Annotated in this window: 23 protein-coding genes; 7 read left to right on the top strand and 16 right to left on the bottom strand. The window is 67.9% G+C overall.

Annotated features, from left to right (window positions below; all coding sequences use genetic code 11):
* Positions 1 to 4: 4 nt before the first annotated feature.
* The 6 genes from rhaI to ABF401_RS09625 all read right to left on the bottom strand — a co-directional run bounded on the left by rhaI (position 5) and on the right by ABF401_RS09625 (position 6,303).
* On the bottom strand, positions 5 to 1,168 hold the full coding sequence (gene rhaI / locus ABF401_RS09650) for an L-rhamnose isomerase (RefSeq protein ID WP_353509335.1): 1,164 nt from the start codon (positions 1,166 to 1,168) through the stop codon (positions 5 to 7).
* A gap of 4 nt (positions 1,169 to 1,172) precedes the next feature.
* A complete protein-coding gene (locus ABF401_RS09645; RefSeq protein WP_353509334.1) occupies positions 1,173 to 1,538 on the bottom strand; it encodes an L-rhamnose mutarotase in 366 nt (121 codons plus the stop codon).
* A gap of 79 nt (positions 1,539 to 1,617) precedes the next feature.
* Positions 1,618 to 2,661, bottom strand: coding sequence for a rhamnose ABC transporter substrate-binding protein (rhaS, locus tag ABF401_RS09640; protein WP_353509333.1), 1,044 nt, complete (start codon positions 2,659 to 2,661; stop codon positions 1,618 to 1,620).
* A 14-nt stretch (positions 2,662 to 2,675) separates the two neighbouring features.
* Entirely contained in the window at positions 2,676 to 3,647 is a 972-nt protein-coding gene (locus tag ABF401_RS09635) for an ABC transporter permease (RefSeq protein ID WP_353509332.1), read from the bottom strand.
* A gap of 71 nt (positions 3,648 to 3,718) precedes the next feature.
* On the bottom strand, positions 3,719 to 4,720 hold the full coding sequence (locus tag ABF401_RS09630; protein ID WP_353509358.1) for an ABC transporter permease: 1,002 nt from the start codon (positions 4,718 to 4,720) through the stop codon (positions 3,719 to 3,721).
* A gap of 65 nt (positions 4,721 to 4,785) precedes the next feature.
* Positions 4,786 to 6,303 carry a sugar ABC transporter ATP-binding protein gene (locus ABF401_RS09625; RefSeq protein WP_353509331.1) on the bottom strand — a complete coding sequence of 506 codons (1,518 nt, stop codon included), beginning with the start codon at positions 6,301 to 6,303 and terminating at the stop codon, positions 4,786 to 4,788.
* Between the two features lie 168 nt (positions 6,304 to 6,471).
* Here ABF401_RS09625 and ABF401_RS09620 point away from each other — a divergent pair, with 168 nt between their 5' ends.
* Positions 6,472 to 7,533, top strand: coding sequence for a LacI family DNA-binding transcriptional regulator (locus ABF401_RS09620; RefSeq protein ID WP_353509330.1), 1,062 nt, complete (start codon positions 6,472 to 6,474; stop codon positions 7,531 to 7,533).
* Here ABF401_RS09620 and ABF401_RS09615 read toward each other — a convergent pair.
* Genes ABF401_RS09615 through ABF401_RS09600 form a run of 4 tightly spaced genes read right to left on the bottom strand, consistent with a single transcriptional unit; the run spans position 7,472 to position 11,519 of the window.
* A complete protein-coding gene (locus ABF401_RS09615; RefSeq protein ID WP_502908212.1) occupies positions 7,472 to 7,906 on the bottom strand; it encodes a VOC family protein in 435 nt (144 codons plus the stop codon). The genes ABF401_RS09620 and ABF401_RS09615 overlap by 62 nt on opposite strands.
* Complete coding sequence (locus ABF401_RS09610) at positions 7,896 to 8,888, bottom strand: N-acetylglucosamine kinase (RefSeq protein ID WP_353509329.1); 993 nt, start codon at positions 8,886 to 8,888, stop codon at positions 7,896 to 7,898. The genes ABF401_RS09615 and ABF401_RS09610 overlap by 11 nt, the downstream gene beginning before the upstream one ends.
* 29 nt (positions 8,889 to 8,917) lie before the next feature.
* Positions 8,918 to 9,703: a sugar isomerase domain-containing protein gene (locus tag ABF401_RS09605; protein ID WP_353509328.1), complete on the bottom strand. Its 786-nt coding sequence runs from the start codon at positions 9,701 to 9,703 to the stop codon at positions 8,918 to 8,920.
* Positions 9,704 to 9,710: 7 nt separating this feature from the next.
* Positions 9,711 to 11,519, bottom strand: a complete 1,809-nt coding sequence (locus tag ABF401_RS09600; RefSeq protein ID WP_353509327.1) for a DUF5107 domain-containing protein — start codon at positions 11,517 to 11,519, stop codon at positions 9,711 to 9,713.
* On the opposite strand from ABF401_RS09600, the gene ABF401_RS09595 reads away from it, so the two are divergent.
* The 5 genes from ABF401_RS09595 (at position 11,518) to ABF401_RS09575 (ending at position 16,209) form a co-directional block, all read left to right on the top strand.
* Positions 11,518 to 11,679, top strand: a complete 162-nt coding sequence (locus tag ABF401_RS09595) for a hypothetical protein (RefSeq protein WP_353509326.1) — start codon at positions 11,518 to 11,520, stop codon at positions 11,677 to 11,679. The two genes, ABF401_RS09600 and ABF401_RS09595, sit on opposite strands and share 2 nt — an antisense overlap.
* Positions 11,680 to 11,820: 141 nt before the next feature.
* The gene (gene ngcE / locus ABF401_RS09590) at positions 11,821 to 13,233 is read left to right on the top strand and encodes an N-acetylglucosamine/diacetylchitobiose ABC transporter substrate-binding protein (RefSeq protein ID WP_353509325.1); all 1,413 of its coding nucleotides are present in this window, start codon (positions 11,821 to 11,823) and stop codon (positions 13,231 to 13,233) included.
* A gap of 129 nt (positions 13,234 to 13,362) precedes the next feature.
* Positions 13,363 to 14,337: a carbohydrate ABC transporter permease gene (locus tag ABF401_RS09585; RefSeq protein WP_353509324.1), complete on the top strand. Its 975-nt coding sequence runs from the start codon at positions 13,363 to 13,365 to the stop codon at positions 14,335 to 14,337.
* On the top strand, positions 14,337 to 15,236 hold the full coding sequence (locus ABF401_RS09580) for a carbohydrate ABC transporter permease (protein WP_353509323.1): 900 nt from the start codon (positions 14,337 to 14,339) through the stop codon (positions 15,234 to 15,236). Before ABF401_RS09585 ends, ABF401_RS09580 begins: the two co-directional genes overlap by 1 nt.
* 163 nt (positions 15,237 to 15,399) lie before the next feature.
* Positions 15,400 to 16,209 (top strand): DeoR/GlpR family DNA-binding transcription regulator, encoded by an 810-nt coding sequence (locus ABF401_RS09575; protein ID WP_353509322.1) that lies wholly within the window; start codon positions 15,400 to 15,402, stop codon positions 16,207 to 16,209.
* Positions 16,210 to 16,244: 35 nt separating this feature from the next.
* Here the strand turns inward: ABF401_RS09575 and ABF401_RS09570 are convergent, their stop codons facing one another.
* Positions 16,245 to 17,048, bottom strand: a complete 804-nt coding sequence (locus tag ABF401_RS09570) for a DeoR/GlpR family DNA-binding transcription regulator (RefSeq protein ID WP_353509321.1) — start codon at positions 17,046 to 17,048, stop codon at positions 16,245 to 16,247.
* Between the two features lie 129 nt (positions 17,049 to 17,177).
* Between ABF401_RS09570 and ABF401_RS09565 the strand changes: the two genes are divergently transcribed.
* A complete protein-coding gene (locus ABF401_RS09565; RefSeq protein WP_353509320.1) occupies positions 17,178 to 18,077 on the top strand; it encodes an SIS domain-containing protein in 900 nt (299 codons plus the stop codon).
* Positions 18,078 to 18,126: 49 nt separating this feature from the next.
* Here ABF401_RS09565 and ABF401_RS09560 read toward each other — a convergent pair whose 3' ends face one another.
* The 5 genes from ABF401_RS09560 to ABF401_RS09540 form a co-directional block, all read right to left on the bottom strand.
* The gene (locus ABF401_RS09560; RefSeq protein ID WP_353509319.1) at positions 18,127 to 18,960 is read right to left on the bottom strand and encodes a class II fructose-bisphosphate aldolase; all 834 of its coding nucleotides are present in this window, start codon (positions 18,958 to 18,960) and stop codon (positions 18,127 to 18,129) included.
* On the bottom strand, positions 18,957 to 19,913 hold the full coding sequence (locus ABF401_RS09555) for a 1-phosphofructokinase family hexose kinase (protein ID WP_353509318.1): 957 nt from the start codon (positions 19,911 to 19,913) through the stop codon (positions 18,957 to 18,959). Before ABF401_RS09555 ends, ABF401_RS09560 begins: the two co-directional genes overlap by 4 nt.
* A complete protein-coding gene (locus tag ABF401_RS09550; protein WP_353509357.1) occupies positions 19,910 to 20,815 on the bottom strand; it encodes an ROK family protein in 906 nt (301 codons plus the stop codon). Before ABF401_RS09550 ends, ABF401_RS09555 begins: the two co-directional genes overlap by 4 nt.
* A 282-nt stretch (positions 20,816 to 21,097) precedes the next feature.
* A complete protein-coding gene (locus ABF401_RS09545; protein ID WP_353509317.1) occupies positions 21,098 to 21,598 on the bottom strand; it encodes a hypothetical protein in 501 nt (166 codons plus the stop codon).
* Between the two features lie 148 nt (positions 21,599 to 21,746).
* The gene (locus tag ABF401_RS09540; RefSeq protein ID WP_353509316.1) at positions 21,747 to 23,114 is read right to left on the bottom strand and encodes a ferredoxin reductase family protein; all 1,368 of its coding nucleotides are present in this window, start codon (positions 23,112 to 23,114) and stop codon (positions 21,747 to 21,749) included.
* Positions 23,115 to 23,253 lie beyond the last annotated feature (139 nt).

The following is a 23,253-nucleotide window of genomic DNA, read 5'->3' as shown; positions in this document are numbered from 1 at the left end:
CGTGTCAGTTCCATCCTGCCTGGGCACCGCCGACCCGGTCGCGTTCGATCTGCTCCTGGTACCCGCTCGCCAGGTAGGCGCGCATCGGGTCGGCCGGTAGTCCGCGGCTCTCGCGCCACTGCGCCAGCGCCGGCCGCACGTCGGTGTAGAAGGCGTCCATGAAGATCTCGTTGGCGAGGAGTACGTCGCCGGCGTCGCGCGCGTCGTCGAGCGCGGCGGCATCGAGGAGCAGCGCCCGCGCGACCATCTCCTGGACGTTGAGCACCGAGCGGATCTGGCCCGGCACCTTCTTCTCGATGTTGTGGCACTGATCGAGCATCAGCGCCACCTCCGAGCCAGATCCGAAGCCGCCTCCGCGGACCACCTCGACGAGGATCCGGTACAGCTGGAACGGATCGGCCGCGCCCACGATGAGGTCGTCGTCGGCATAGAACCGGCTGTTGAAGTCAAATGAGCCGAGCCGCCCGAGGCGCAGCAGCTGCGCCACGATGAACTCGATGTTCGTCCCGGGAGCGTGGTGACCCGTGTCCAGGCATACGACCGCACGCTCGCCGAGCGCCGCGACTTGGGCGTAGGCCGTACCCCAGTCGGGCACATCGGTGTGGTAGAACGCCGGCTCGAAGAACTTGTACTCGAGCACGAGGCGCTGGTCCTCGCCAACGTGCGAGTAGATCTCGGCCAGTCCCTCAGCGAGCAAGTCCTGGCGCCGACGCATATCGCCCTGGCCGGGATAGTTCGTGCCGTCGGCCAACCAGATCTTCAGGTCCCGAGACCCCGTCTCGTGCATGATCTCGATGCACTCGAGGTTGTGCTCGACCGCGCGACGCCGAACCGAGGGGTCGGCGTTGGTCAGGCTGCCGAGCCTGTACTCGTCGTCCTGGAACGTGTTGCTGTTGATCGTTCCGAGCTCGACATCGTGCTCCGCGGCATACAGGCGAAGCTTGCCGTAGTCGTCGACCTTGTCCCACGGGATGTGCAGAGCCACCCGCGGGGCGAGCCCGGTGAACCTGTGCACGGCTGCGGCATCGGCGATCTTCTCCTCCACGGTGCGCGGCGTCCCTGGTGAGCCGAAGACCTTGAAGCGCGTGCCGGAGTTGCCGTAGGCCCACGAGGGCACCTCGATGGCGAGTTCCCCGAGGCGGTCGGAAATCGATTCGAAGCTGGTCATGTCGTCACTTCACATCTGCGTCAGAGTTGGGATGGTGGGCGTTGAGCTGGTCCTCCAGATGGAAGATCTCCTCGAGCTGCACGAAGCCCTGATCCGGAGTCACGTCATCGAGATCCACGAAGAACTCAGCCATGTCCGCCTGCCACCGAGCATTCACCTCAGCTCTTGCCATTCCAGCGCGGGCCGCCTCGAGTGACGGCGTCTCCAAGTAGCCGATGAGAAGGCCGTCGGGACGCAGAAAGAGGGAGTAGTTGTGCCAGCCGGTTGCCTTGAGGGCGTGCAGCATCTCAGGCCAGACGGCTCGATGCCTGGCCCGATACTCCTCGAGCCGGTCGGTCCTTACCTGGAGCTGAAAGCAGACGCGGTGCATTCCGTTCTTCTTGGGTTGTCAGGCATCAGCCGGGGCCGGTGACGAGGGTGGTCGACCCCGGCTGATGCGGTGGATCCGGTCAGAAGTTGAACTTGTCGATGTTGTCCGAGTTGAAGGCGGTCGGGTCACCGAGGAGGACCTCGCCATTCGCGCCAACCTTGTAGTCACCGAGCCGGCCCGCCTTGAACGAGTCGCCTTCCTTGCCCGTGATCTGGCCGTTGACGAGGGCGGCCGCCGTTTGCGCGGCAAGGTAACCGAGATCGGTGGGGTTCCACAGATAGAACTCCTTGACCGTGCCGTTCTTGACGTACTCCCGCATCTGGTTCGGCGTGCCGAGCCCCGTGAGGGCGACCTTGCCCTTCTTGTCCGAGGTGGACAGGTAGCGCGCGGCTGCCGCGATGCCGACCGTGGTGGGGCTGATGATGCCCTTGAGGTTCGGGTGCGTCTGCAGCAGGGCCGCCGTCTTGTCGAACGAGGTCTGGTCGTCGTCGTTCCCATACACGGTGTCGACGAGCTTGATGTTCGGGTGGTTGGTCAGTTCCTTCTTCATCAGCTCGATCCACGTGTTCTGGTTCGTGGCGTTGGCCGACGCGGACAGGATCGCGATCTCACCGGAGTCGCCGATCTCCTTCGCGATCCCCTCGACCTGCGCCTTCGCGATGCCCTCGGGAGAGGCCTGGTTGACGAACGCATCGCGGTACTGGGGGTCGGTGTCGGAGTCGAACGTGACGACCTTGACGCCGGCCTGCTTCGCCTGCGTCAGCGCGTCGCCGATGGCCTTCGGGTCGTTCGCCGAGATGACAATCGCACTGACATGCTGCTGCGCAGCCGTGTTGATGTACTGCACCTGGGCGTCGGGGCTGGCGGTCTGCGGACCGACTTGGGAGTACGTGCCACCCAGCGACTCAATCGCCTCCTTGCCACCGGCGTCGCTGGCGTCGAAGTACGGGTTCCCGAGGTTCTTCGGGATGAACACGACATTGAGGGCTTTGCTGGCCCCAGTGCCGCCGGCCGTACCGGCCGGTGTCGTCGGCGTCTCCGCCTTGCCGCAGCCGACGAGGGCGAGCGCGATCGACAGGGCGGCCGCGCCGAGCATTGCGCCGCGACGTGTAACGGTGTGCATCTGGCGAGTTCCTTTCATTGTGATCCGACGCTTTGCGGCGTCTGTCGTGGGCCTTTGGCCCGATTACGCCTGGCCGCGACGTCGGAGACCCACGCCAGGACTGTTGTGGAGATGACGGACAACACGAGAAGCAGCCCGATGATGATGTTGATAACGTTGACCGTCACTCCTTGTAGGCGAAGTGCACTTGAGATGACGCCGATCAGGAGCACGCCTGCGACAACGCCTGGGAGCTTGCCGCGGCCGCCGAAGATGGACACCCCGCCGAGAAGCACGGCAGCGATGACCTGCAGCTCCAGACCGGTGGCGTTGTCACCCCTCGCGCTGCCAAACCTCAGCGTGAAATAGATGCCGGCAAGAGCGGACACCACACCGGTGAGGCAGAACAGGATGAACTTGGTGCGCTTGACGTTGACCCCTGAGAACACTGCGGCTTCGCTGCTCAGACCCGTGTCGTAGATCCCCCGACCGAAGGCCGTGAAGTGGAGCAGCAGGGTGAAGATGACGAGAAGCACAAGGAATACGAGCATCACGCCGGGTATGCCAGTGGAGCCGATGACCTGCGACGCCCGCTGGGTCCAGTCCTGGGCGAAGCCTGTAACGGCGCTGGTGCCGAGCAGGCCGACCGCGATTCCGCGATAGAGCGCCAGCGTGCCGATTGTCACCGCCAGCGACGGCAGCCCCACATAGCCCACCAGGAATCCGTTGAGCGCACCGCAGATCAACCCCACGACGAGGGCGACGAGGAAAGAAGGCACGATCCCGACCCCCCGCTCATGGAGCAGCCCCAGCGTGGCGCTCGACAGCCCGACCACGCTGGCGACGGACAGGTCGATCTCGCCCGTAATGATGACGAGCGTCATCGGCAGGGCGATGAGCAGGATCGTCGTGACGTCGAGCAGGAGGTAGGTGAGTGTCAGGGAATCCCCGAAGTACGGGACATTGCTGTAGCCCCACAGGTAGACAACCACGACCAGTGCGATCATCGCGGCCTCACGGCTGAGGAGCAGCCGTCGCCACAGCGGATGGGCGTATGCCGCATACGTCTCGGTTGGGCTCATGACCCGTCCCTCGCCTCGATGAGTCGCCGTGCCTGGCGGGTGGACAGGACGCGGTCAAGGATGATCGCCGCGATGATCAGAGCACCCACGAGGGCCTGCTGCCAGAAGTCGGAAATGCCGACCATCGGCAGGGCGCGGTTGATCGTGACGAGCAAGACCGCGCCGATGGCGGCACCCCATACCGTGCCTGAACCTCCGAAGATCGCCACCCCGCCGATGACGGCGGCAGCGACCGCCTGAAGCTCGATGCCTGTCCCGGCCTCAGACGAGACCGTGCCGTAGCGAGCCGCGTAGATGACACCGGCCAGCCCGGCCAACGCGCCGCTGAGGACGAAGGCACCGATGACGCGACGCCGGACGGGCAGGCCGTAGAGGACGGCGGCGTCGGGATCAGACCCGACGGCATAGAGCTCCCGCCCGCTACGAGCGGTCTGAAGGTAGTAGCCGACGACGATGACGATCACCATGGCGATGATGAACAGCACCGGGATGGTGAGGATCTGCTGCGTGCCCAGGTTGAGGAAGCCCGCAGGCATCTGAGAGGCCGAGACGAGGCTCGCGCCGGCCCACGTCAACAGGATGCCTCGGAAGATGTACAGCGTGCCGAGGGTGATGACCAGAGCAGGCACCCTGCCGAAGCCGACGAGGACGCCGTTCATGAGCCCGAGCACGCCGCCGGCCAGAACGGCAATCGCGAAGACTGCGATGATCGGCAGGCCGGGATGGTCTATGAAGAGTCGACCAGTCATGTAGGCAGTCAGCCCCAGGACGCTGCCAACCGACAGATCCACGTTGCGCGTGATGATGACGACGGTCTGTCCGACAGCCAGCACCATCAGCATCGCCGGTGTCAGGAGCAGATCTCGCCAACCACTGGCGCTGAAGAGGAAGGTGGGGTTCTTGATCGTGGCGGCGGCGATCAACAGGACGAGGACGATGAAGATCGACAGCTCACGGGAGCGAAGCACCGTCTTGACGAGGCGTTCCCGGTCCGACATGGCACTCGGCTCCAGGAGAAGCGTTGTCTCCTCGCTCGCCTGTGCCGTGGTCTGCGTCTCCGGGGTCATGAGGCGGCCTCCAGGGAGGCGGTTGCGGCATGCATCACGCGCTCGGGCGTCGCTTCCTCGCGCGGCAGGTCAGCAGTGAGCCGACCCTCACAGACGACCAGGATCCGGTCAGCCATGCCCAGGACCTCGGGCAGCTCGGAGGAGATCATCAGGACCGCCATCCCCTGACCGGCCAGTTCGGACAGAAGTCGATGCACCTCGGCCTTCGTCCCGACGTCTATGCCTCGGGTCGGTTCGTCGATGATGAGCAGGTCGGGTTTCGACGCCAGCCACTTCGCGATGACAACCTTCTGCTGGTTGCCGCCGCTCATCGTGTTCGCAGACATGTCAAGGGCGTTCGTCTTGACGTTGAGACGTGCCGCCCAGGGTGCGGCTGCCTTGTTCTCACGAGCGCGGGTGATCAGCCCCCCTGACGTGAGGATCCTGCGAATCACCGAGGCGACGTTGTCCGCGACAGAGGCCTCGGTGACAAGCCCTTGCCTGCGGCGGTCCTCGGGGATGAACGCCATCCCGGACTTGATCGCTGCCGTGGGGCTCGTCGACGGGACCCGGTCCCCCTTCATGCGAACGGTCCCCGAGTCGTAGCGGTCGACGCCGAAGACTGCTCGGGCAATCTCGCTCCGTCCCGCGCCGACAAGGCCGGCGAGCCCGACGATCTCTCCACGACGGACCGTGAAGGACACGTCGTGGAAGGTGCCGCTCGAGTTGAGTCCCTCGACCTCGAGCACGACTTCGCCAACCTCGGTGGCCACCTTGGGGAACAGATTCCCGACCTCACGGCCGACCATCAGGTTGACGATCTCGGTGACCGAGGTCTGCGCGATGGATCGGGTGTCGATGTAGGCCCCGTCGCGCATGACGGTAACGCTGTCGCACAGCGAGAAGACCTCGTCGAACCGGTGGGAGATGAAGACGATGGCGCGGCCTTCGTCGCGCAGCTGACGCGCGACCGTGAACAGGCGCTCGACCTCGGCACCGGAGAGGGCCGCGGTCGGCTCGTCCATGATGAGGACCTTGGCGTCCAGTGAGATGGCCTTGGCGATCTCGATGATTTGCTGGTCGGCGATCGACAGACCGAGTGCCAGTCGACGTGGGTCGATGTGGACGCCCAGCCCCTTGAAGAGCCGTTCCGCCTCGCGATACATCGCGGCCTTGTCAATCCGCCTGCCACGACCAAGGATCTGCCGACCCATGAAGATGTTCTCGGTGACCGACAGGTCCGGGAAGAGGGTGGGTTCCTGATAGATCACGGCCACGCCCGCAGCCTTGGACTCGGCGGTCGACCCGAAGTCCGCCGCCTCGCCGTCCAGAAGGAACGTGCCGCTGTCCCGGCGGTACACGCCGGCGACGATCTTGACGAGCGTGGACTTGCCGGCCCCGTTCTCTCCGACCAGGGCGTGGATCGAGCGCGACTCTGCACGCAGGCTCCCCGAGCGCAGCGCGACGACCGGGCCGAAGGACTTCGAGACGTCCCTCACCTCGAGCGTTGCCGCCGTTGACGGATCCGTGCTCATGGAACCCTGCCTCATTGAAAGGTTTCAGTACGGCTCATACAGTAGGCACGCGTGTGAGGCGTGTCAACGGATCCCGGCTATGACTCGCTTGAGGTTCGTGGATGCCGGTAAAGGTACGCTGATCGCACGCGCTGGACGCGAATTGCGGACGTTTCAACGGAGGAAGCGATGACCGGCAAGAGGCAGCAAGAGGTCGTCGGCCGGTCAGCATCGGTCAAGGACGTCGCGGCGGCCGCCGGGGTTTCGCTGGGGACCGTCAGCAACGTGCTGAACCGGCCTTACCTGGTCCGGGAGGCCACCCGTCGACGGGTGGAGCAGGCGATGTCCGACCTGGGCTTCATCCGCAACGAGTCAGCCCGACAGCTCCGCGCGGGCCGCAGTCGCACGTTGGGATACGTCATGCTCGACGCCACGAACCCCTTCTTCACCGACGTCGCCGCTGGTATGGAGATTGCGGCCGAGCGGGCCGACCTCACGCTCTACCTGTGCAACAGTGACAGCCGCAAGAACCGCGAAGTCATGTACCTGGACGCCCTGCAGCAACAGCGCGTTCAAGGCATTCTCATCACGCCGGTAGAGCCTGACTCCCCGCAGCTCGAGGCCGTGGTGGAGCGTGGAACCCCGCTCGTCGTCGTAGACCGGCACAGTCGTGATACCGACTTCTGCACTGTCGCGGTCGATGACCGCCTGGGCGGAAGACTCGCCATCGAGCATCTCGTCGACCAGGGACACACATCCGTCGCCTTCGTCGCTGGGCCCATGAGCATTGGCCAGGTCCGCGATCGGTACGAGGGCGCGAAGGATGCGTGGCGCGACGCTGGACTCCCAGATTCGGCGCTGATCTGCATCACTGGGTCCGCCCTGACTGCCTCTGAAGGACGATCCGCGGGAGAGCGTCTGTCTGGGCTACCGAGAAAGCGCAGACCAACGGCCGCGTTCTGCGCCAACGACCTGCTCGCCCTTGGACTGCTCCAGAACTTCATCACTGCGGGTCGTCGCGTTCCCGAAGACATTGCCATCGTCGGGTACGACGACATCGACTTCGCGGCTTCGGCAGCAGTTCCGCTCACCTCGATTCGACAGCCACGGCAGGAACTCGGCACCAAAGCCGCAGAACTCGTGATCGATGAAGCCGACAACCCGGAACACACCCATGAACACGTCGTGTTCATTCCGGAGATCGTCGCCCGGGCGTCAACGCTCGGCTTACGCAGCTCGCTGCGCGCCTGAGAAAGCGCGTGCTGGCTCGCGCCCCCTCCTGCAACTGATTTCCGTCCTTTGAGGACGCGTCACCCCGCCGCAAGGACGCAGAACTCGTTGCCTTCCGGGTCTGCCAGGACGACCCACGATGCGTCACCCTGGCCACATCGACGCACTGTGCGCCATGGGCGAGACGAGCCACCTCGGCGTCCTGGTCGTCGGGCCGGAAGTCGAGATGTAGTCGGCTCTTGGACGTCTTGGCCTCATCGAGGCGGACGAAGTCCAGCCCCGGGATGCGATCGGGTGCTGGGCGGATCTCGAACTCGTCAGCCGAGGAGTGGACGGGCCACAGACTCCGGACACAGCGAATTTGCTCGTGACGCGCTCTGGTCTCAGGCCCCATTCCTCAACTCGTCGATGGACCGTGTGAGGCGGGCCAGGGTGTCGCTGTCGACGGTGGCGCGGCTGCGCCGCAGACCCACGATCGCCGCGCCGGCCACGCCGTCGTGGGCGGTTCGGACGTCGGCACCGGCAAGCTCTCTCGTGAGGGCACCGCCCGACATTCGGCCGGGAGCGAGGAGTCCCCTAACGACCACGCTTCCCCCGAGGACAACCGGCAACTCGTCGTGCCCCTCACGGACCAAGCGGAGGGTCCTGGCCAGGACCTCCTCCGCCTCCGCCGTGATCGCCGCCGCAATCTCATCGGTGGCCTCCGCACGGAACGCCAGCGGCGCGAGTCGGGCGAGCCGCACGGGCTGGCCGTCGTAGGCCCAGGCGACCAGGGCCTGAAGCAGCGGCGACCGGTATCCCTCCGCCGGTTGCAGGCCGAGCTCCTCGATCACCAGCCGCGTCAGGCCGGTCGGTTCGCCGGTGTCGTCGAGGTCCGCGGCGACTGCCCGCGCGACCTTGCGGCCGATCCAAAAGCCCGATCCCCGGTCGCCGAGCAGCCATCCGGTCCCGTCGATGACGCGTTCAGTGACGAGGTCCCGGAAGCGGGCGGCGATGGCCCCCGTGCCGGCGACGAGTGCCACGCCTGCAGGCTCCACGGCCGAGGAGTGGTACATCGCGAGGATGTCGGGCGCCCTCGTGTACTTGACTGCCGGCATGGCGAGCGCCTGTGCCACGGCCCGTCCATGGAGCAGGTACTCCTCACCTGCGGCAGCCAGTACCACCTGGCGCACGTCGTCCGGCCCGAGCGATGCAGAGGCCAGGGCACCCGACGCCGCCTCAGCCAGGGCCGCCAGGGCTTGGTCGGCGCCGACCGCGGTGGCATTGCCGCTGCTGGACGCGCCATAACCGAGGCATTCGGCACCGGCGGAGACCACGACCGCACGTGTGTGCGACCCGCCCGCATCGATGGCCAGCAGTACTCCAGGTTCCTTCATCCAGGCTTCCTGTCGTGGTCGACTAGTGGTCAGGCGGTGCGCCGGATCCGGCCCTCGTAGCGGTCCTCGAGCGCCCTGTTGTGCTCGTCGCCGCCAGGGATGTTGGCGGACAGATAGAGCGGTGGCTGCGCTCCCCGCTGGGAGAGCGTCCTGGCGACGCCGATGGTGAGCAGCTGCGCGATGTAGGCGGCGGTGATCGACGAGACCGCCCCGACTCGGGCATCGAGACCCAGGGCGAGGGTGGCGTCGCCGTAGGGCGCCAGGTTGTCGATGACGACGTCGGCGACATCGGCCAGTCGCTGCCCACTGGGGTGCAGCGGTGACACGCGCGCGGTGTGCTCCATGCTGGTCACGGCGATCACGCGGTGGTCGTGCTCGCGCGCCAGGAGTGCCAGGCCGACGATCGAGCCGTTGACACCGGAGTTGGACGCGATGACGAAGACGTCCTCGGGTTGCCGGTTGACGGTGGCGAACAGGTCCTCGGCGATGTGCGGGTCCCGCTCCAGCGGAGGGCGGCCGCCCAGTTCGGCGAGCGTGTGCTTCCCATGGAGGACGGTGTCGCGAAGTGCGACCTTGTTCGTGGGGATGAGCCCGCCGGCCCGACCCGCGATCTCCATCGCAAACGCTTCGGAGTGACCGGTGCCGAACGCATGGATCACCCCGCCGCGCTCGATGCAGTCGGCAAGGATGGTGATGGCGCGGTCCATACCACCGTCGGAGGCGAGCCGCGCGATCGAGTCCAGTCGCGTGCGAACCTCCGCCGCGTATGCCGCGACGTCGTCGAGGGCCTCGGGCCACATGTGTGTTTCTCCCATCGTCGGACTACATCACATCTCGGTCGCGGGCGGCCCCCGGCGACATCCGGAAGTCCAGGTGCCGGGGCACCGGCTCCCCCGGGCGCAGCCGCTGCCACACCTCGGACAGGGTCCGGTCGCCCTCGGCGAGGTCCGGCACCTCGAGCCGGTTCAGCACCTCGAGCGCCGCCACGTCCTGCCCGAGCGCAGCCAGCGCCTCGGCGAGAAGCATCTGGGTCCGTCCATGGTCGCGTACTGCCGCGGGGAGCGTGGCCACCGCGGCCACGACGTCGGCCGGGCGTCCCGCGTCGCGCAGGGCCACGAGCCGCTCGACCGCAAGCCGACGGTCGTCCGGGGCGAGCGAGCACGCGCGCTGGTACAGCGCGTCTCGCTCCATCGCATCGCCCGCGAGCAGCGCCTCGCCGCGGAGGGCCACCGCGGTGGGGTGCAGCTCTGCGCTGCGACGGTAGGCCGCGTGTGCCCCGTCCAGGTCACCGCGCAGGTGGCGTGCTGTGCCGAGGGCGTAGTGGGCCCACCAGCCAGCCCCTCGCTCCACGGCGTCGGACAACCGCGCCGCCCAGCCGTCCGAGACGACCGGCAGCGCGGGTCGCTGCGGGTCCATGTGGTCGAGGGCCGTGGGGTCGTCCGACTCGACGAGCCGGAGCAGCGGCAGGCTGCCGTCTTCGACCGGCGGGAACGGCGTGCCCGGCAGCTGCGGTGCCCCACGGAGCGCGAGCTCGGCACGGCCCCAGCCCGAGCCGGTGTGCTCGAGCTCGCCGGGAGGGAGGTCGGCCACTTCCTGGAGCCACTGGTCGTGCTGTTCGGCGAGCCAGGTGGGCGGGGTGGCTCCGTGGACCGCATCGCGAGCGGCGTGCGCGGCGGCGCCGTAGTCCCCTGCCACGACTGACGGGTCGAGCTCGAGTGCCGCGATCGCCTCCGTCCACGTCCTGCTGGCGTCACCGTCGAGCAGGTCGTGCTCGAGCTGGGTCGGGCACACGCCCGCCTGGATCTCGAGGTAGCGGGTCCCCGTCATCCCCAGCCAGTCCTGCCAGTGCTGGCCGCCGGGGCCGTGTCCCCACAGGAACAGCTTGCGACCGCGCAGGGCGGCTGTGGACGTCTGGGCGATCCCACGACCGTCGGGTTCCACAGCGGTGACCAGACGGCCCTGCTGGTCACCGACCTCATAGAAGTAGTCCGCGGCATACTGGCTGGCGCTGGGCACGCTGACGTCGACCGGGCCGTCAGGCAACGGCACGCCCACCCGCTCGAGCACGCCCGCGTAGTCGGTGCGCCAGGCAGTGTCGGCGGGCACGAGAACCCGGGTTCGCGGCGTCTCACGCACCGCGATGTTGGTCCAGTAGTAGAGGGGCTTGGGCTCGGGATCCGGGTTGATGACGCGCGTGGACGCCATCAGTCGGGCACCGCTGAGCCACAGGTCGATCTGAAGGACGAGGTCGCGGGTCCGTTCCCATTCCCAGAGACGGACCACCGAGCCGAGGGGCGTGTCCAGGACGGCGGCGTGCATGGGCAGGTTGGACATGGCGCTGTGGCCGGTCGACCCGAGGTTCCACTCGATGCCGCCGGCGACCCATGCATCGGTGAGGCCGAAGTTCGCCCAGCGCAGCCGGGGGTTCCGGTGGACCAGGTCCCGACCGCTCGCCTCGTCGACCAGGGACCAGATGCGGCCCCCCAGGGAGGGGAGCACCAAGGCGCGAACGTAGTCGTTGGCGAGCTCGATCGCCGGAAGCTGCACGGGGCGGTCCGCCCGGTCGTAATCGCTCAGGACGCCATAGGGCAGCGGCGACGAGATGCGGCCACGCAGCACACGCTCCATCATGTCCGGGGGAGCCTCGGCGCTCACCCGGGTGGTGCTCGGCCCACGCACCGGTGTGAGTGCCGGCAAGGGGCTCGCGGCGCCTGGGAGGGAGCCGGTCAGGACCACGGACCTGCGCCTCGCGCGGGTCACGGATCCGGTCGCGGTCATCACGGGAGTGTGATTGATCGTGATTGCTTGGGTCAAGATCCTTGACGCAAACAATCACGGGACACCAACATGTGGGAATCATCACGGCACCGAGCGTGTCGCCAATGCACGGGCGGGGCACCCGGCCCCGCGCGACCCAGGAAGTAGGGACCGGATGGATCCTCGGAACAAGCAGGTGGAACGGCGTACGATCCTGCGACTGGCGTTGGCTGGAGGCGTGGCACTGCCCGCGCTCTCCCTTGCCGGCTGCGCGACCAGTGGCGGCGGCTCCCCGAGCAACACGACTGCGGCTGGCGCCAAGAGTGACACGAACCCGTTCGGCATGGCCGCCAACAGCACGGTCGAGGCGGTCATCTTCAACGGTGGGTACGGCTACGACTACGTCACCTTCGCGGCCGCTGTGGTTGAGCGGACCCACGCCGGCACCAAGGTGAGCGTCAAGCCCTCGACCCAGATCGCACAGGAGCTCCAGCCGCGGTTCGTCGGTGGCAACCCGCCGGACCTCATCGACAACTCCGGCGCGAACGCGATCGGCCTCAACACCATCGTCGACCAGCTCGAGGACCTCAAGGACGTCTTCGAGGCCAAGAACCTCGAAGGCACGACCATCAAGGACACGCTCTACCCCGGGGTCGAGGCGCCCGGCACCATCAACGGCAAGCTCGCGGCGATCAACTACGTTCAGACCGTTTACGCCATCTGGTACTCCGCCGCCCTCTTCGAGGAGAACGGCTGGAGCGTACCCAAGACCTGGGACGAGGCGATCGCGCTCGGCGCCCAGGCCAAGGCCAAGAAAAAGTTCCTCATGCTCTGGGGCAAGGAGGCCGCGACGTACTACCAGACCCTGTCCATCGCCTCGGCCATCAAGGAGGGCGGCGACGAGGTGCGGCTCGCCTTGGAGAACCTCAAGCCCGACTGCTGGAAGCTGCCAGCCATCCAGGGCGTCTTCAAGGCACTCGAGACGATCGTCAAGAACGGCTACATGAAGCCCGGAGGTGGTGGCACCCAGTTCACCGCCGCGCAGGCCCAGTGGAGCAACGACCAGGCCGCACTGCTGTACCCCTCGGGCTCGTGGATCGAGAACGAGATGAAGACGCAGACGAAGCAGGGCTTCAAGATGACCGGTGCGCCGGAAATGACCCTCACGTCGGGTTCGAAGATGCCCTACACCGCCTTGCACTCGGCGGCTGGCGAGCCCTTCGTCGTCCCGAGCAAGTCACCGAACGTCGCCGGTGGCAAGGAGCTCCTGCGGGCGATGCTGTCCAAGGAGTCAGCCACCAACTTCGCCAAGACCAAGCTCGCGCCGACGATCGTCAAGGACACGGTCCCCGCCGACGGTTTCGGCTCCACGGCGCTGCAGTCGCAGGGCAAGATGCTCCAGGACGCTGGGACCGACGTGTTCACGTGGAACTTCGTCGACGTCTACGGCATGAACCAGGACCAGCTGGTCCCGTGGAACGCGTTCCTCTCCGGGCAGATCGACGCTGCAGCGCTCACCAGCGAGCTGCAGAAGATCACCGACAAGGTCGCGAACGACCCCTCGGTCAAGAAGGTCGAGGTCAAGTGACGCCGTGCCCGGCCCGGCGCGACACTGCCGGGCCGGGCACACCCGTCTCCACCACCTGTCGGTGCCGGGAGGGCTCGCAGCGGCGCTCGCATCACCAGCCGATCCCCAGCAGCAAAGGGAACAACGCCCATGACCGCAGTCGCTCCTCAGGCCGTCACCACGACCGCGCCACGACGGCGTCGCCGACGCATGCCGATGGCGCGACGGGGATTCGTCCTCGTCACGCTCGGCATCCCGTTCGTGTTCTATGCGATCTTCGTGCTCTGGCCGTTCGCCCAGGCGTTCGTGTACTCCCTCACCAACTGGAGCGGGTTCTCTGACACGTTCGACTTCGTGGGCATCTCCAACTACCGGTCGCTCATCACTGACGAGACGTTCCTCAAAGCTGTTCGCAACAACCTGCTCCTGGCGATCGTCGTGCCAGTCGTGACGATCACGCTCGCGCTTGCGCTGGCCACCATGGTGACGGTGGGTGGATCAAGCGCCGGCGCTGTCCGAGGCCTGGCCCGGTCGTCGTTCTACCGGATCGTGTCCTTCTTCCCATACACCATCCCCGCGATCGTCATCGGCCTCATCTGGTCCCAGATGTTCGACCCGTCAAGCGGGCTGGTCAACGCACTCCTCACCGGCATTGGCCTGGACCAGTTCGAGTCGTTTGCCTGGCTCGGTGAGGTCAGCACCGCGATGCCGGTGACCATGTTCGTCATCATCTGGGGCTTCGTCGGGTTCTACATGGTCCTGTTCATCGCGGCCATCAAGGGCATCCCCTCCGAGCTGTACGACGCGGCCCGGGTCGATGGCGCCGGCCGAATCCGGATGACGATGATGGTCACGCTGCCGATGGTGCGCGAGACGATCCAGACCGCCTACATCTACCTCGGCATCCTCGCGCTCGACGCGTTCGTCTACATGGCCGCCCTCAACCCGAGCGGTGGCCCCCAGAACTCCACCCTGACGATGACGCAGGACCTGTTCAACACCGCGTTCAAGAAGGGGCAGTTCGGCCTGGCGAGCGCCATGGGTGTGGTCCTCGCGGTCCTGACGCTGCTGTTCGCGGCCGTCGTCTTCCTCGTCAACCGCCTCGGCAAGGGGAAGGACCGCTGATGAGCGTCGCGAACCCGCCCCGCACCGCGTCAACGACCCTGGCGCCCGAGCAGGTGCCCAGCCCTGCGGCGAAGGGCGACCGCGCCGTCACCGTCGCGTCTCACCTCGTCCTCACGCTGTGGTCGATCGTCGTCATCCTGCCGTTGGTGTGGGTGTTCCTGTCGTCCTGGAAGACCACCAGTGAGATCTTTCAATCGCCCCTTGCGCTGCCCCAGCACTGGAGCTGGGACAACTACACCGGCGCCTGGACCGACTCGCACATCGGCCGGTACATGCTCAACTCGGTCATCGTCGTGACCTCGGCGCTGATCCTGGTCATGGCCCTGGGCTCGGCCGCGGCGTACTCCCTCGCTCGGTACCCATTCCGCGGCAGCCGCCTGGTCTACTACTTCATCCTCGCGGGTCTGACCTTCCCGATCTTCCTCGCGATCGTGCCGCTGTTCTTCGTGCTGAAGAACATCGGGCTGCTCAACACGCTGCCCGGCCTCTCCGCGACCTACGTCGCCTTCGCATTCCCGTTCACGGTGTTCTTCCTCTATCCGTTCTTCCGCGCGCTCCCCCAGGAGATCGCCGAAGCCGCCGAGCTCGACGGCGCCGGGGAGTGGCGCACGTTCGCCCAGGTCATGCTCCCGATGGCGCGACCGGGGATCGTGGCGGTCGCCATCTTCAACTTCCTCGGCCTGTGGAACCAGTTCCTGCTCCCGGTCGCCCTCAACACCAACGAGGACAACTACGTGCTGTCCCAGGGCATGGCGCGGTTCGCCTCGCAGGCCGGCTATGCCGTGGACTTCGGCCAGCTCTTCGCGGCCGTCGTCATCACCATCGTCCCCGTGCTGGCGGTCTACATCTTCTCCCAGCGACAGCTCCAGGGTTCCCTCTCCCAAGGCACGCTCAAGTAGGCGGCGCCGCATGACTGGTGCCCTGCGGCACACCGCACGAGCACAACCACCCGTCCCGACTGCATTGCCCGACCTGCGTTGATCGGTAGAGGGGAGAAGCGCATGACTCGCTCACACCGCCACCGAGGTGCCGCCCCGCCCTCATCACCGTCCTGGAGCGGGCATGACCGCGCGGCAGCCCCGGGCAGCTGACCGCGGCTCTCGCTGGAGCACCCTGCTCGGACTACTGGCCGAGCGCGGCCGGCTGAGCGTTGCCGAAGCCTCGGAGTCGCTCGGCGCCTCGGAGGCCACCATCCGCCGCGACTTCGGCGACCTCGCCGCGCAACAGTTGGCCACTCGCACCCACGGCGGCATCGTCGCGACAGCAGTCGCCTACGACCTGCCGGCTCGGTACAAGGCGGCCGGCAGCGACAGCGCCAAGGAGCGCATCGCGACCTACGCGGCCGACCTGCCGAAGGAGGGGTCGGTCGTGGGGTTCAACGGCGGCACCACGACAAGTGCGGTCGCGCGCCGCCTCGCAGCGCGACCCGACCTGGCGATGTCGCCGACTCGACCCGCGATCACCGTTGTCACCAACGCCCTCAACATCGCCACCGAGATGGTGCTACGACCGTTCGTGCGATGTGTGTCGTTGGGTGGCGTGGCACGGCCCGAGTCGTACGAGCTCACCGGCCCACTGGCGTCGATGGTCCTCGGGGAACTGTGGCTCGACACCGCGGTGATCGGCGTCGACGCGGTCTCGGCCCAGGCGGGCGCCACGTGCCAGCACGAGGGCGAGGCCAGCATCAACTCGCTCATGGTGGAGCGCGCCGAGCGGGTGATGGTCGTCGCCACGGGTGACAAGCTGGGCGCCCGCGCCTTCGCCCTCATCTGCCCCGCGAGCCGGATCGACGTGGTCATCACCGACGAGTCCGCCGACCCCGCCGCCGTGACGGACCTGCGCGCCGCCGGGGTCACTGTCGAGGTGGTCTGACCGGGCGCGCACGCGGAAAGGCTGGGCGTGGCTGTTCAGACCAGGTGGACCTGCACGCCGGCATCGCGCAGGGCGCCAACCTCTTCCGGATCAGCGCCCACGGTGGTCACGAGAAGGTCAATCCGCTCGGCCGGACAGATGGCCGCGAAGGTGCGCTCGCCGAGCTTGTCATTGGTCGTGACACAGATGACCTGCTCGGAGCGCTCGATCATCGTGCGGATGATCGCGGCCTCCTCCTCGTCACGACACGTCGCGCCCTCGCGGGCCGTCAGGCCGCTGACCCCGACGAACGCGACGTCGAGCCGCAACTGCTGCAGCACCAGAGTCGCGAGGGGGCCGGTGACCTCGTAGGACTCGGGCCGGGCGACGCCACCCAGGGACACGCACTGGACGTGCGGCCGCAGCACTGCCTCAGTGGCGATGTTGAGCGCGTTGGTGACCAGAGTGATTTCGCGCCCGTCGGCCACGAGGTCCTCGCGCCCGGTGATCGCGCGCGCCGTCGCAGTGGTCGTCGTGCCGCCGTTGAGGCCGATCACCTGGCCCGGCTGGACGAGCTTGGCGGCAGCGTCGGCGACGCGAGCACGGTCGTCGTCGCCGAGTCCGCTGCGGTACCGATAGGGCAGCTCGTACGCCACCGACGTCGCGACGACACCGCCATGGTTGCGGGCGACGAGCTGCCGTTTCGCGAGGTCGTTGAAGTCACGACGGATCGTCGCCTCGCTGACCCCGAGGAGCTCCGCAGCCTCCCCCACGCCGAGGCGGCCGGACGTGGCCAGATGGTCGAGCATGATCGACCACCGGCTGGCCCGGTTGCGCCCGAGGGCGGCCTCATCGGTCACGCGCCGACCATACCGCGCTGTTTGGCCAGTGGACATGCCCATTGCTGCGCGTTTAGGCTGGTATTCGCGCAGACCCGATCAGGCTGAGCTGCGTCCGCCCCTCGTTCCCCGACGTTCCGGAGCCGCCTCATGTCGCAGACCTCTCATCTCGCCCGAGAGATCGCCACCCAACCGGACGACTGGACCCGCACCATCGCGCGCCTCGACGAGCTCGGAGGAGCGCTGCCCCGGCCGGGCGAGCGGGTCGCGACGATCGGCTGCGGCACGTCCTGGTTCATGGGTCAGGCGTATGCCGCCCGGCGTGAGTCCCTGGGACAAGGAGTCACCGACGCGTTCGCCGCCTCCGAGCACCGGCTCGAGCGCCACTACGACCGGGTCGTGGTCGTCAGCCGCTCGGGCACGACGACGGAGGTCTTGGCAGTCGTCGAGCAGCTGCGGGCGGCAGATGTGCCACACGTGTCGATCGTGGCCACCCCGGGGACCCCTGTCGCGAAAGCCTCCTCGGCGACGATCGTGCTCGATGACGTCGACGAGCAGTCGGTGGTGCAGACCCGCTTCGCCACCACGACGCTCGCGCTGCTGCGCGCCTCCCTCGGCGATGACCTCGCTCCGGTCGTGGAGCAGGCACGCGCTGTCCTGGCGGAGGATGCCAACTCCGCGCTTGGTCCCCTGCTGACGGCCGAGCAGGTGACCTTCCTGGGCCACGACTGGAGCAACGGCATCGCCAACGAGGCGGCGCTCAAGCTCCGCGAGTCGTCACAGTTCTGGGCTGAGTCCTACCCGGCGATGGAGTACCGCCACGGCCCCATCAGCATCGCCGCTCCCGGCCGGGCCGTGTGGGCGCTCGGCGAGGTGCCCGCGGGCCTTGCGGAAGACGTGCGCAGCACCGGCGCCCAATTCGAGCACCGCGACCTCGACCCGATGGCCGATCTCGTGCGGCTGCACCGGCTGTGTCTCGCCCGCGCCGAGGCAGCCGGTCTCGATCCCGACGCGCCGCGCAACCTCACCCGCAGCATCGTCCTGAACTGAACCGGAAGCAGCCCCAAGGAACAACCAGTCGCCGACCTGTCGACGGGCTTCAGGCAGCTGCCAGGAGGCGCATCAGCCTCGCCGCCTCGTCGGCGACTGCGCCCCTCGCCGCACCCAGGTACTTCCGGGTGTCGACCGTCGGCGCGCTCTCCAGCCGGTCGAGCAGGGCCCGGGTGAAGACCTGGTTGAGATGAGTGGCGATGTTCACCTTGGTCATCCCGGCCCGCACCGCTGCCACCAGCCCGTCGTCGGCCACCCCTGACGAACCATGGAGCACGAGCGGCACCGGCACCGTGTGCCTGAGTGCGGCAATGAGCTCCGTGTCCAGCTGGGCCGTCCGCTCGGTCATCGCGTGCGAGCTGCCGACCGCGACCGCGAGCGCATCGACCCCGGTGTCCGCGACGAACCGGGCCGCCTCGCCGGGATCGGTGCGGACCCCCGGCGCGTGCACGCCGTCCTTGCCGCCGACCTCCCCCAGCTCCGCCTCGACGCTCACGCCGTGGGCGCGACACAGCTGAACCACCCGTCGAGTCTCGGCGCGGTTCGCGCCGTCCGACAGCCGCGACCCGTCGTACATCACGGACGTCAGTCCGAGCCGTACGGCCTCCTCGACGAGGCCGGTGTCCTCCGCGTGGTCCAGGTGCACGACGACCGGCTGGTCGCAGTCGTCGGCGATCGCCAGAGTGGCGGCCGCGATCGGCGCCAGGGAGCCGTGGTAGCGAACGCAGTTCTCCGAGATCTGCATGACGACCGGCAGGCTCACCTTCTCTGCTGCAACGGCAAACGCCTCGGCGTGCTCGATCTGGATCACGTTGAAGGCAGTGAGCCCGCGCCCGTCCCGACGCGCCGGCTCGAGTACCTGCGCCAGGTTCACGAGGGTCATCCGAGACTCTCCTCGACCTCGGCACTCGCCATCAAGCGTTCGATGTCTGTCGGGTCGACGACCCCGGCGATCGGCTTCAGGACAGCTGCGGCGGACCATGCCACGGCGCGCATCAGCACCTCCGCCCAGGCGTCGCGGCCTCGAGGCAGGCCGCCGAGCGTCTCGATGTCGGCGGCGAGGGACGCCGTCAGGGCATCGCCTGCGCCGGTTGCGTTGCCCTTCAGCGGTTCCCGCAGCCACGCTCGGAGGTGGACGTCATCGTGGAGCAGCCGTATGCCGTTCACGCCGTCGCTGACGACCGCGGCCTCGGCGCCGTGATCGGCAAGAGCGACGAGAAGGTCGCTGGTGGTGGGCGGGACGGAGCGGGGCCAGCCGAGCTGGGTCGCCTCGGCCTCGGAGCGGTTGGGCTTGACGAGAGTCGGGTGGGCGCGGAGGGCATGCGCGAGCGCCGGGCCGCCGACGTCAAGCACCACGTGCAGGCCTGCGCGGTGGGCCTCCTTGGTCAGGCGTTCCACGAGGTCGTCTGGTGCGCCGGCCGGAAGGCTGCCCGAGATCGTCACGACGGATGCCGTCGGCGCGAGCGCCGCCAGCGCCTCCACCATGCGCCTCCACACGGAGTCGGGTGGGGCCTCGCCGGCCTCGTTGAAGAGGGTCGCCTCGCCTCGGTCGTCCACAACCGCCACGGATCTGCGTGTACGACAAGGCGACTCGACCAAGCGATGACTCAGGCCGCGATCCGAGAGATCGGTGGCGAAGGCTGCCAGGTCGTCGGCACCAATCTGTGCGACCGCGACGGCGTGCCGGCCCAGCCCGGTCAGCACGGAAGCGACGTTGACACCCTTGCCCCCGGCGCGCTCGTGAACCTGCTCGATGCGATGTGACTCCCCCAGCGTCACGGTCGGCACGACATACGTGATGTCGATGGCCGGGTTGGGGGTGAGGGTGACGATCATCGGCCGACGAGGTCGAGAGCGATCGTCGCCGCGCCCAGAGAGCCGGCTCGGTCGCCGAGGGCTGCCGCTTCGACGGCGACGTCCTGTCGGCCACCGAGCCGAGTGGCCAGTGCGGTGCGCAACGGGTCGAGCAGGGTGTCGCCGGCGTGCACGAGGCCGCCGCCGATGAGGACGAGCTCGGTGCCGGCGGCTGCGACGACTGGCGCGACCATGATCGCCAGAGCCTCGATCGCCTCCTGCCAGATCCGGCGCGCGACCTCCTCGCCCGCCTCGGCGCGTCGGGCGACCTCCTGGGCGTCGCCGACGAGGCCGGTCGCCTCCGACCACCGGCGTCCGATGGCCCCGGCGCTCGAGACCGCTTCGAGGCAGCCGCGCTGGCCGCATCCGCACAGCGGCCCATCGGGCACGACGATGACGTGGCCCATCTCGCCGGTCCAGACTCCGCCGGTCACGAGCTTGCCTCGGCACAGGATCGCGCTCGCAAGCCCGGTACCGAGGGGCACGAAGAGCACGTTGTCGACCTCGCGCGCCGCGCCGAGCCGGTGTTCGGCGAGGAGGCCGGAGCGGACGTCGTGACCTATCGCCACCGGTAGGTCGATGTGGGCGGCGATGGTGCCGCGCAGGTCGAGCTCGCGCCAGCCGAGGTTGGCCGACCAGACTCCGATGCCAGCCGCCTCGTCGACGAGGCCCGGGACGGCAACACCCACAGCGAGCACGTCGACTGCGCCAGCGGCCGCGGCGGTCAGGTCCACCACCGCCTTGCCCGCGATCTCGCCCAGCTGCGGCCCGACCTCAGCCGGAGTGGGGCGAACGGTTTCCGCGAGGACCTCACCCGACGGTGTCACCAGGGCCGCCTTGGTCCGGGTGCCGCCGACGTCGATGCCGACCACTGCTTCGCGCATCACGGTGCGCAGTTTATGCGCGCTATTGCACGTTTGAACAGTCGACCGATCAGATCTGGACAGCGCCTGCCGGTGAGGCCAGCACTCGGACTCAGGCCACCTTGAGCTGGGACGGAGCTCAGCGGCATACGGCCTAACGAATGTCGTATGCCGCTCAGTTCGCTTCCAGCGAAAGCCAACTCGCAACACGCCCGGCACCGCGTAACTCACCCTGAAGCAACGTGGTGAGTTCCGAGTTCTCGGGCGTGTTGCAGCGTGGGACGAGCCGCCGAAGAGCTCCGGTCAGGTCGCGGGCGTCGCTGATGGGGTGCTGGTGGAGCCACCTCCTTCGGGAGCGTCTGGTGCCCTGCCGTCGCCGGCGCCGCCACCAGGACCTCTGCCCTGACCGCCCTCCAGCACGTTCGTCACCGTGAAGTTGGCATCGACCTGCACGATGATGTGAGTGCCGTCGGCACGGACCATGTGCGCCTCATAGACGCCGTCGGAGTCGGTTTCGACCCGCTCGATGGTCGCGTCAGGCTCCTTGGCCTTGGCGGCGGCGGTGACCTTCGCTGCAGTGTCACCAGTGAGCAGCTGCTCGTCCGACCGCATCGGCTTGCTCGGATCGGTGTTTCCGTTCGGTGCACCCTTTCCATCGGGCGCGACGTGGCCGTAGCCGGGCTGGCCCGGGTCACTCGCGAGCCCGCTCGGACTCTCAGCGTTGGCGAGCGAGGCTGCGCCGATCGCGAGGCCCGCGGCTGCCAGGAGTCCCGCCCCCGCAATGACGACTCGTTTTCCGTTCATGTCTGCTCCTTGTTGGTGGAGGGTGGCCGTCTCACCACCCACGACCACCCTCAGCGGGTCGCCTGTCAGGAGGCCGTGCCGAGCCAGAGCTCCGTGTGTGAGGAGGCTCGCCGCTCAGCCGTGCGTCGCGTCCTTCGACTCGGGCTGATCAGCGCAGGTTGTAGAACTCGCGGTGAACATTGGCCGGTCGGAGCCCAGCGCGCACGAGGTCGCGCTGCAGCGCGTTGACCATGCCCTCCGGCCCGCAGAGGAACGCCGAGAGCTGCCGGGGCTCCGCTCCGGCCGTGGCCAGGATGTGGTCAGCAGTGAGCCGCGGGTCGGTCGTCGTATCGACCAGGTGTAGCTGCAGCTCGTTGTGGTGCCCGGCGATGTGGGCGACCTCGTCGGCCAGGGGCGCGGGCCCACGCGCCGTGTAGAAGAGGTCGACGCGTTCCGGCAGCTCCCCGGGTATCGCCGAACGGAGCCAGCTCAACATCGGCGCGACACCGATCCCACCGGCAACCCAGACCTGGCGCTCGGTGCCGCGCCCATAGTCGAAGTGTCCTTGCGGAGTGCTGATCACGGCGGGCATGCCCGGCTCCACGAGATCGCCGATCCTGGAGGTGAAGTCCCCGGCCGACCCAACCGTGATGCGGACCTCGTCCTCGCTCGGGCCGCTGGCGATGGTGAACGGGTGGCGATGCCATCCGTCGCGGGCCTCGAGGTTGACCAGCGCGAACTGGCCCGGCCGGAAGGTGAAGCGGTCGTCGAGCGGCCTGAGCCAGATCTCGACGGACGAGTCGTTGATCGGGCTGATCGATGAGACCTCATAGTCATGCGTGCGGGCCAGATGCCGGGCCAACAGCTCGCGATAGAGGTAGGCCACGAGCCCAACGCCACCCACCGTGACGTACGACCAGCGCAGCAGCTGTGAACCGAAGACGGACGCATCCATCAGCCCGTGGACGAAGCCGAACCCGAGGAAGAGTCCGGTCGTCCGGTGGAACCCTCGCCACAGCCCATAGCTACCGATCCACCGACCCACGAACCGGACCGGCGCGGTCTCCATGAGCCGCAGCACAGCAGGACGTACCGGCCGCGGGGTGATGGACCGCCACCGGGGTGCGATCGCCCAGACCGTCAGGGCTGCCAGGCCGCTGATGCCGATGGAGCCGAGCGTCGGCCCGAGCTGCGTGGCGTTGGGATTGCCGGTCGTCGCGATGTGCACGCCGATGAGAATCGTGCCGGTGATCGCGACCCGGCGATGCCACACCGCTGCCTTGTCGACGCCGTCGAAGAACTGCTCCACCCATGGCAGTGCGCTGATGAGCACGAGCCCCACCGAGAGAAGCAGCACGCCCTCGGCCCCGAACAGCTGACCCAGGAAGGGCCCCGCCGGGCCCGCCGGTCGGGCGAGCAACCCCAGCAGGGCGAGCGCCAAGACGAGGGATGCGATCGTGAGCGGGCCCATGATGCGGGTCACGATGTGCGATCCGCGGTAATGCCGACGGTGTCGGAGCCGGGTATCGACGGCCATGGTGCTCTCCCGTCCCGATCGGTTTGGACCGGCGCGCACCAAGGTGGGTGGTCGCCGTTCGCCCGGAGCTCACGGCCGGTCAAGGGCCGCCAGGGTGTGCCCCAGGCGTCAACACCCTTTCCTTACCCATCCGTGTCGG

This window comes from Intrasporangium sp. (assembly GCF_040414665.1).
Taxonomy (GTDB): domain Bacteria; phylum Actinomycetota; class Actinomycetes; order Actinomycetales; family Dermatophilaceae; genus Intrasporangium.
The sequence above is the reverse complement of the archived record's forward strand: the minus strand, read 5'-3'. Positions and strand labels throughout refer to the sequence as shown.

What these genes read in the sequence shown, in the direction of transcription:
- rhaI (WP_353509335.1), bottom strand. Translation starts at nt 1,168, where the DNA reads ATGACCAGCTTCGAATCGATTTCCGACCGCCTCGGGGAACTCGCCATC.
- ABF401_RS09645 (WP_353509334.1), bottom strand. Translation starts at nt 1,538, where the DNA reads ATGCACCGCGTCTGCTTTCAGCTCCAGGTAAGGACCGACCGGCTCGAG.
- rhaS (WP_353509333.1), bottom strand. Translation starts at nt 2,661, where the DNA reads ATGCACACCGTTACACGTCGCGGCGCAATGCTCGGCGCGGCCGCCCTG.
- ABF401_RS09635 (WP_353509332.1), bottom strand. Translation starts at nt 3,647, where the DNA reads ATGATCGCACTGGTCGTGGTTGTCTACCTGTGGGGCTACAGCAATGTC.
- ABF401_RS09630 (WP_353509358.1), bottom strand. Translation starts at nt 4,720, where the DNA reads ATGTCGGACCGGGAACGCCTCGTCAAGACGGTGCTTCGCTCCCGTGAG.
- ABF401_RS09625 (WP_353509331.1), bottom strand. Translation starts at nt 6,303, where the DNA reads ATGAGCACGGATCCGTCAACGGCGGCAACGCTCGAGGTGAGGGACGTC.
- ABF401_RS09620 (WP_353509330.1), top strand. Translation starts at nt 6,472, where the DNA reads ATGACCGGCAAGAGGCAGCAAGAGGTCGTCGGCCGGTCAGCATCGGTC.
- ABF401_RS09615 (WP_502908212.1), bottom strand. Translation starts at nt 7,906, where the DNA reads ATGGGGCCTGAGACCAGAGCGCGTCACGAGCAAATTCGCTGTGTCCGG.
- ABF401_RS09610 (WP_353509329.1), bottom strand. Translation starts at nt 8,888, where the DNA reads ATGAAGGAACCTGGAGTACTGCTGGCCATCGATGCGGGCGGGTCGCAC.
- ABF401_RS09605 (WP_353509328.1), bottom strand. Translation starts at nt 9,703, where the DNA reads ATGGGAGAAACACACATGTGGCCCGAGGCCCTCGACGACGTCGCGGCA.
- ABF401_RS09595 (WP_353509326.1), top strand. Translation starts at nt 11,518, where the DNA reads ATGTCCGGGGGAGCCTCGGCGCTCACCCGGGTGGTGCTCGGCCCACGC.
- ABF401_RS09600 (WP_353509327.1), bottom strand. Translation starts at nt 11,519, where the DNA reads ATGATGGAGCGTGTGCTGCGTGGCCGCATCTCGTCGCCGCTGCCCTAT.
- ngcE (WP_353509325.1), top strand. Translation starts at nt 11,821, where the DNA reads ATGGATCCTCGGAACAAGCAGGTGGAACGGCGTACGATCCTGCGACTG.
- ABF401_RS09585 (WP_353509324.1), top strand. Translation starts at nt 13,363, where the DNA reads ATGACCGCAGTCGCTCCTCAGGCCGTCACCACGACCGCGCCACGACGG.
- ABF401_RS09580 (WP_353509323.1), top strand. Translation starts at nt 14,337, where the DNA reads ATGAGCGTCGCGAACCCGCCCCGCACCGCGTCAACGACCCTGGCGCCC.
- ABF401_RS09575 (WP_353509322.1), top strand. Translation starts at nt 15,400, where the DNA reads ATGACCGCGCGGCAGCCCCGGGCAGCTGACCGCGGCTCTCGCTGGAGC.
- ABF401_RS09565 (WP_353509320.1), top strand. Translation starts at nt 17,178, where the DNA reads ATGTCGCAGACCTCTCATCTCGCCCGAGAGATCGCCACCCAACCGGAC.
- ABF401_RS09560 (WP_353509319.1), bottom strand. Translation starts at nt 18,960, where the DNA reads ATGACCCTCGTGAACCTGGCGCAGGTACTCGAGCCGGCGCGTCGGGAC.
- ABF401_RS09555 (WP_353509318.1), bottom strand. Translation starts at nt 19,913, where the DNA reads ATGATCGTCACCCTCACCCCCAACCCGGCCATCGACATCACGTATGTC.
- ABF401_RS09550 (WP_353509357.1), bottom strand. Translation starts at nt 20,815, where the DNA reads ATGCGCGAAGCAGTGGTCGGCATCGACGTCGGCGGCACCCGGACCAAG.
- ABF401_RS09545 (WP_353509317.1), bottom strand. Translation starts at nt 21,598, where the DNA reads ATGAACGGAAAACGAGTCGTCATTGCGGGGGCGGGACTCCTGGCAGCC.
- ABF401_RS09540 (WP_353509316.1), bottom strand. Translation starts at nt 23,114, where the DNA reads ATGGCCGTCGATACCCGGCTCCGACACCGTCGGCATTACCGCGGATCG.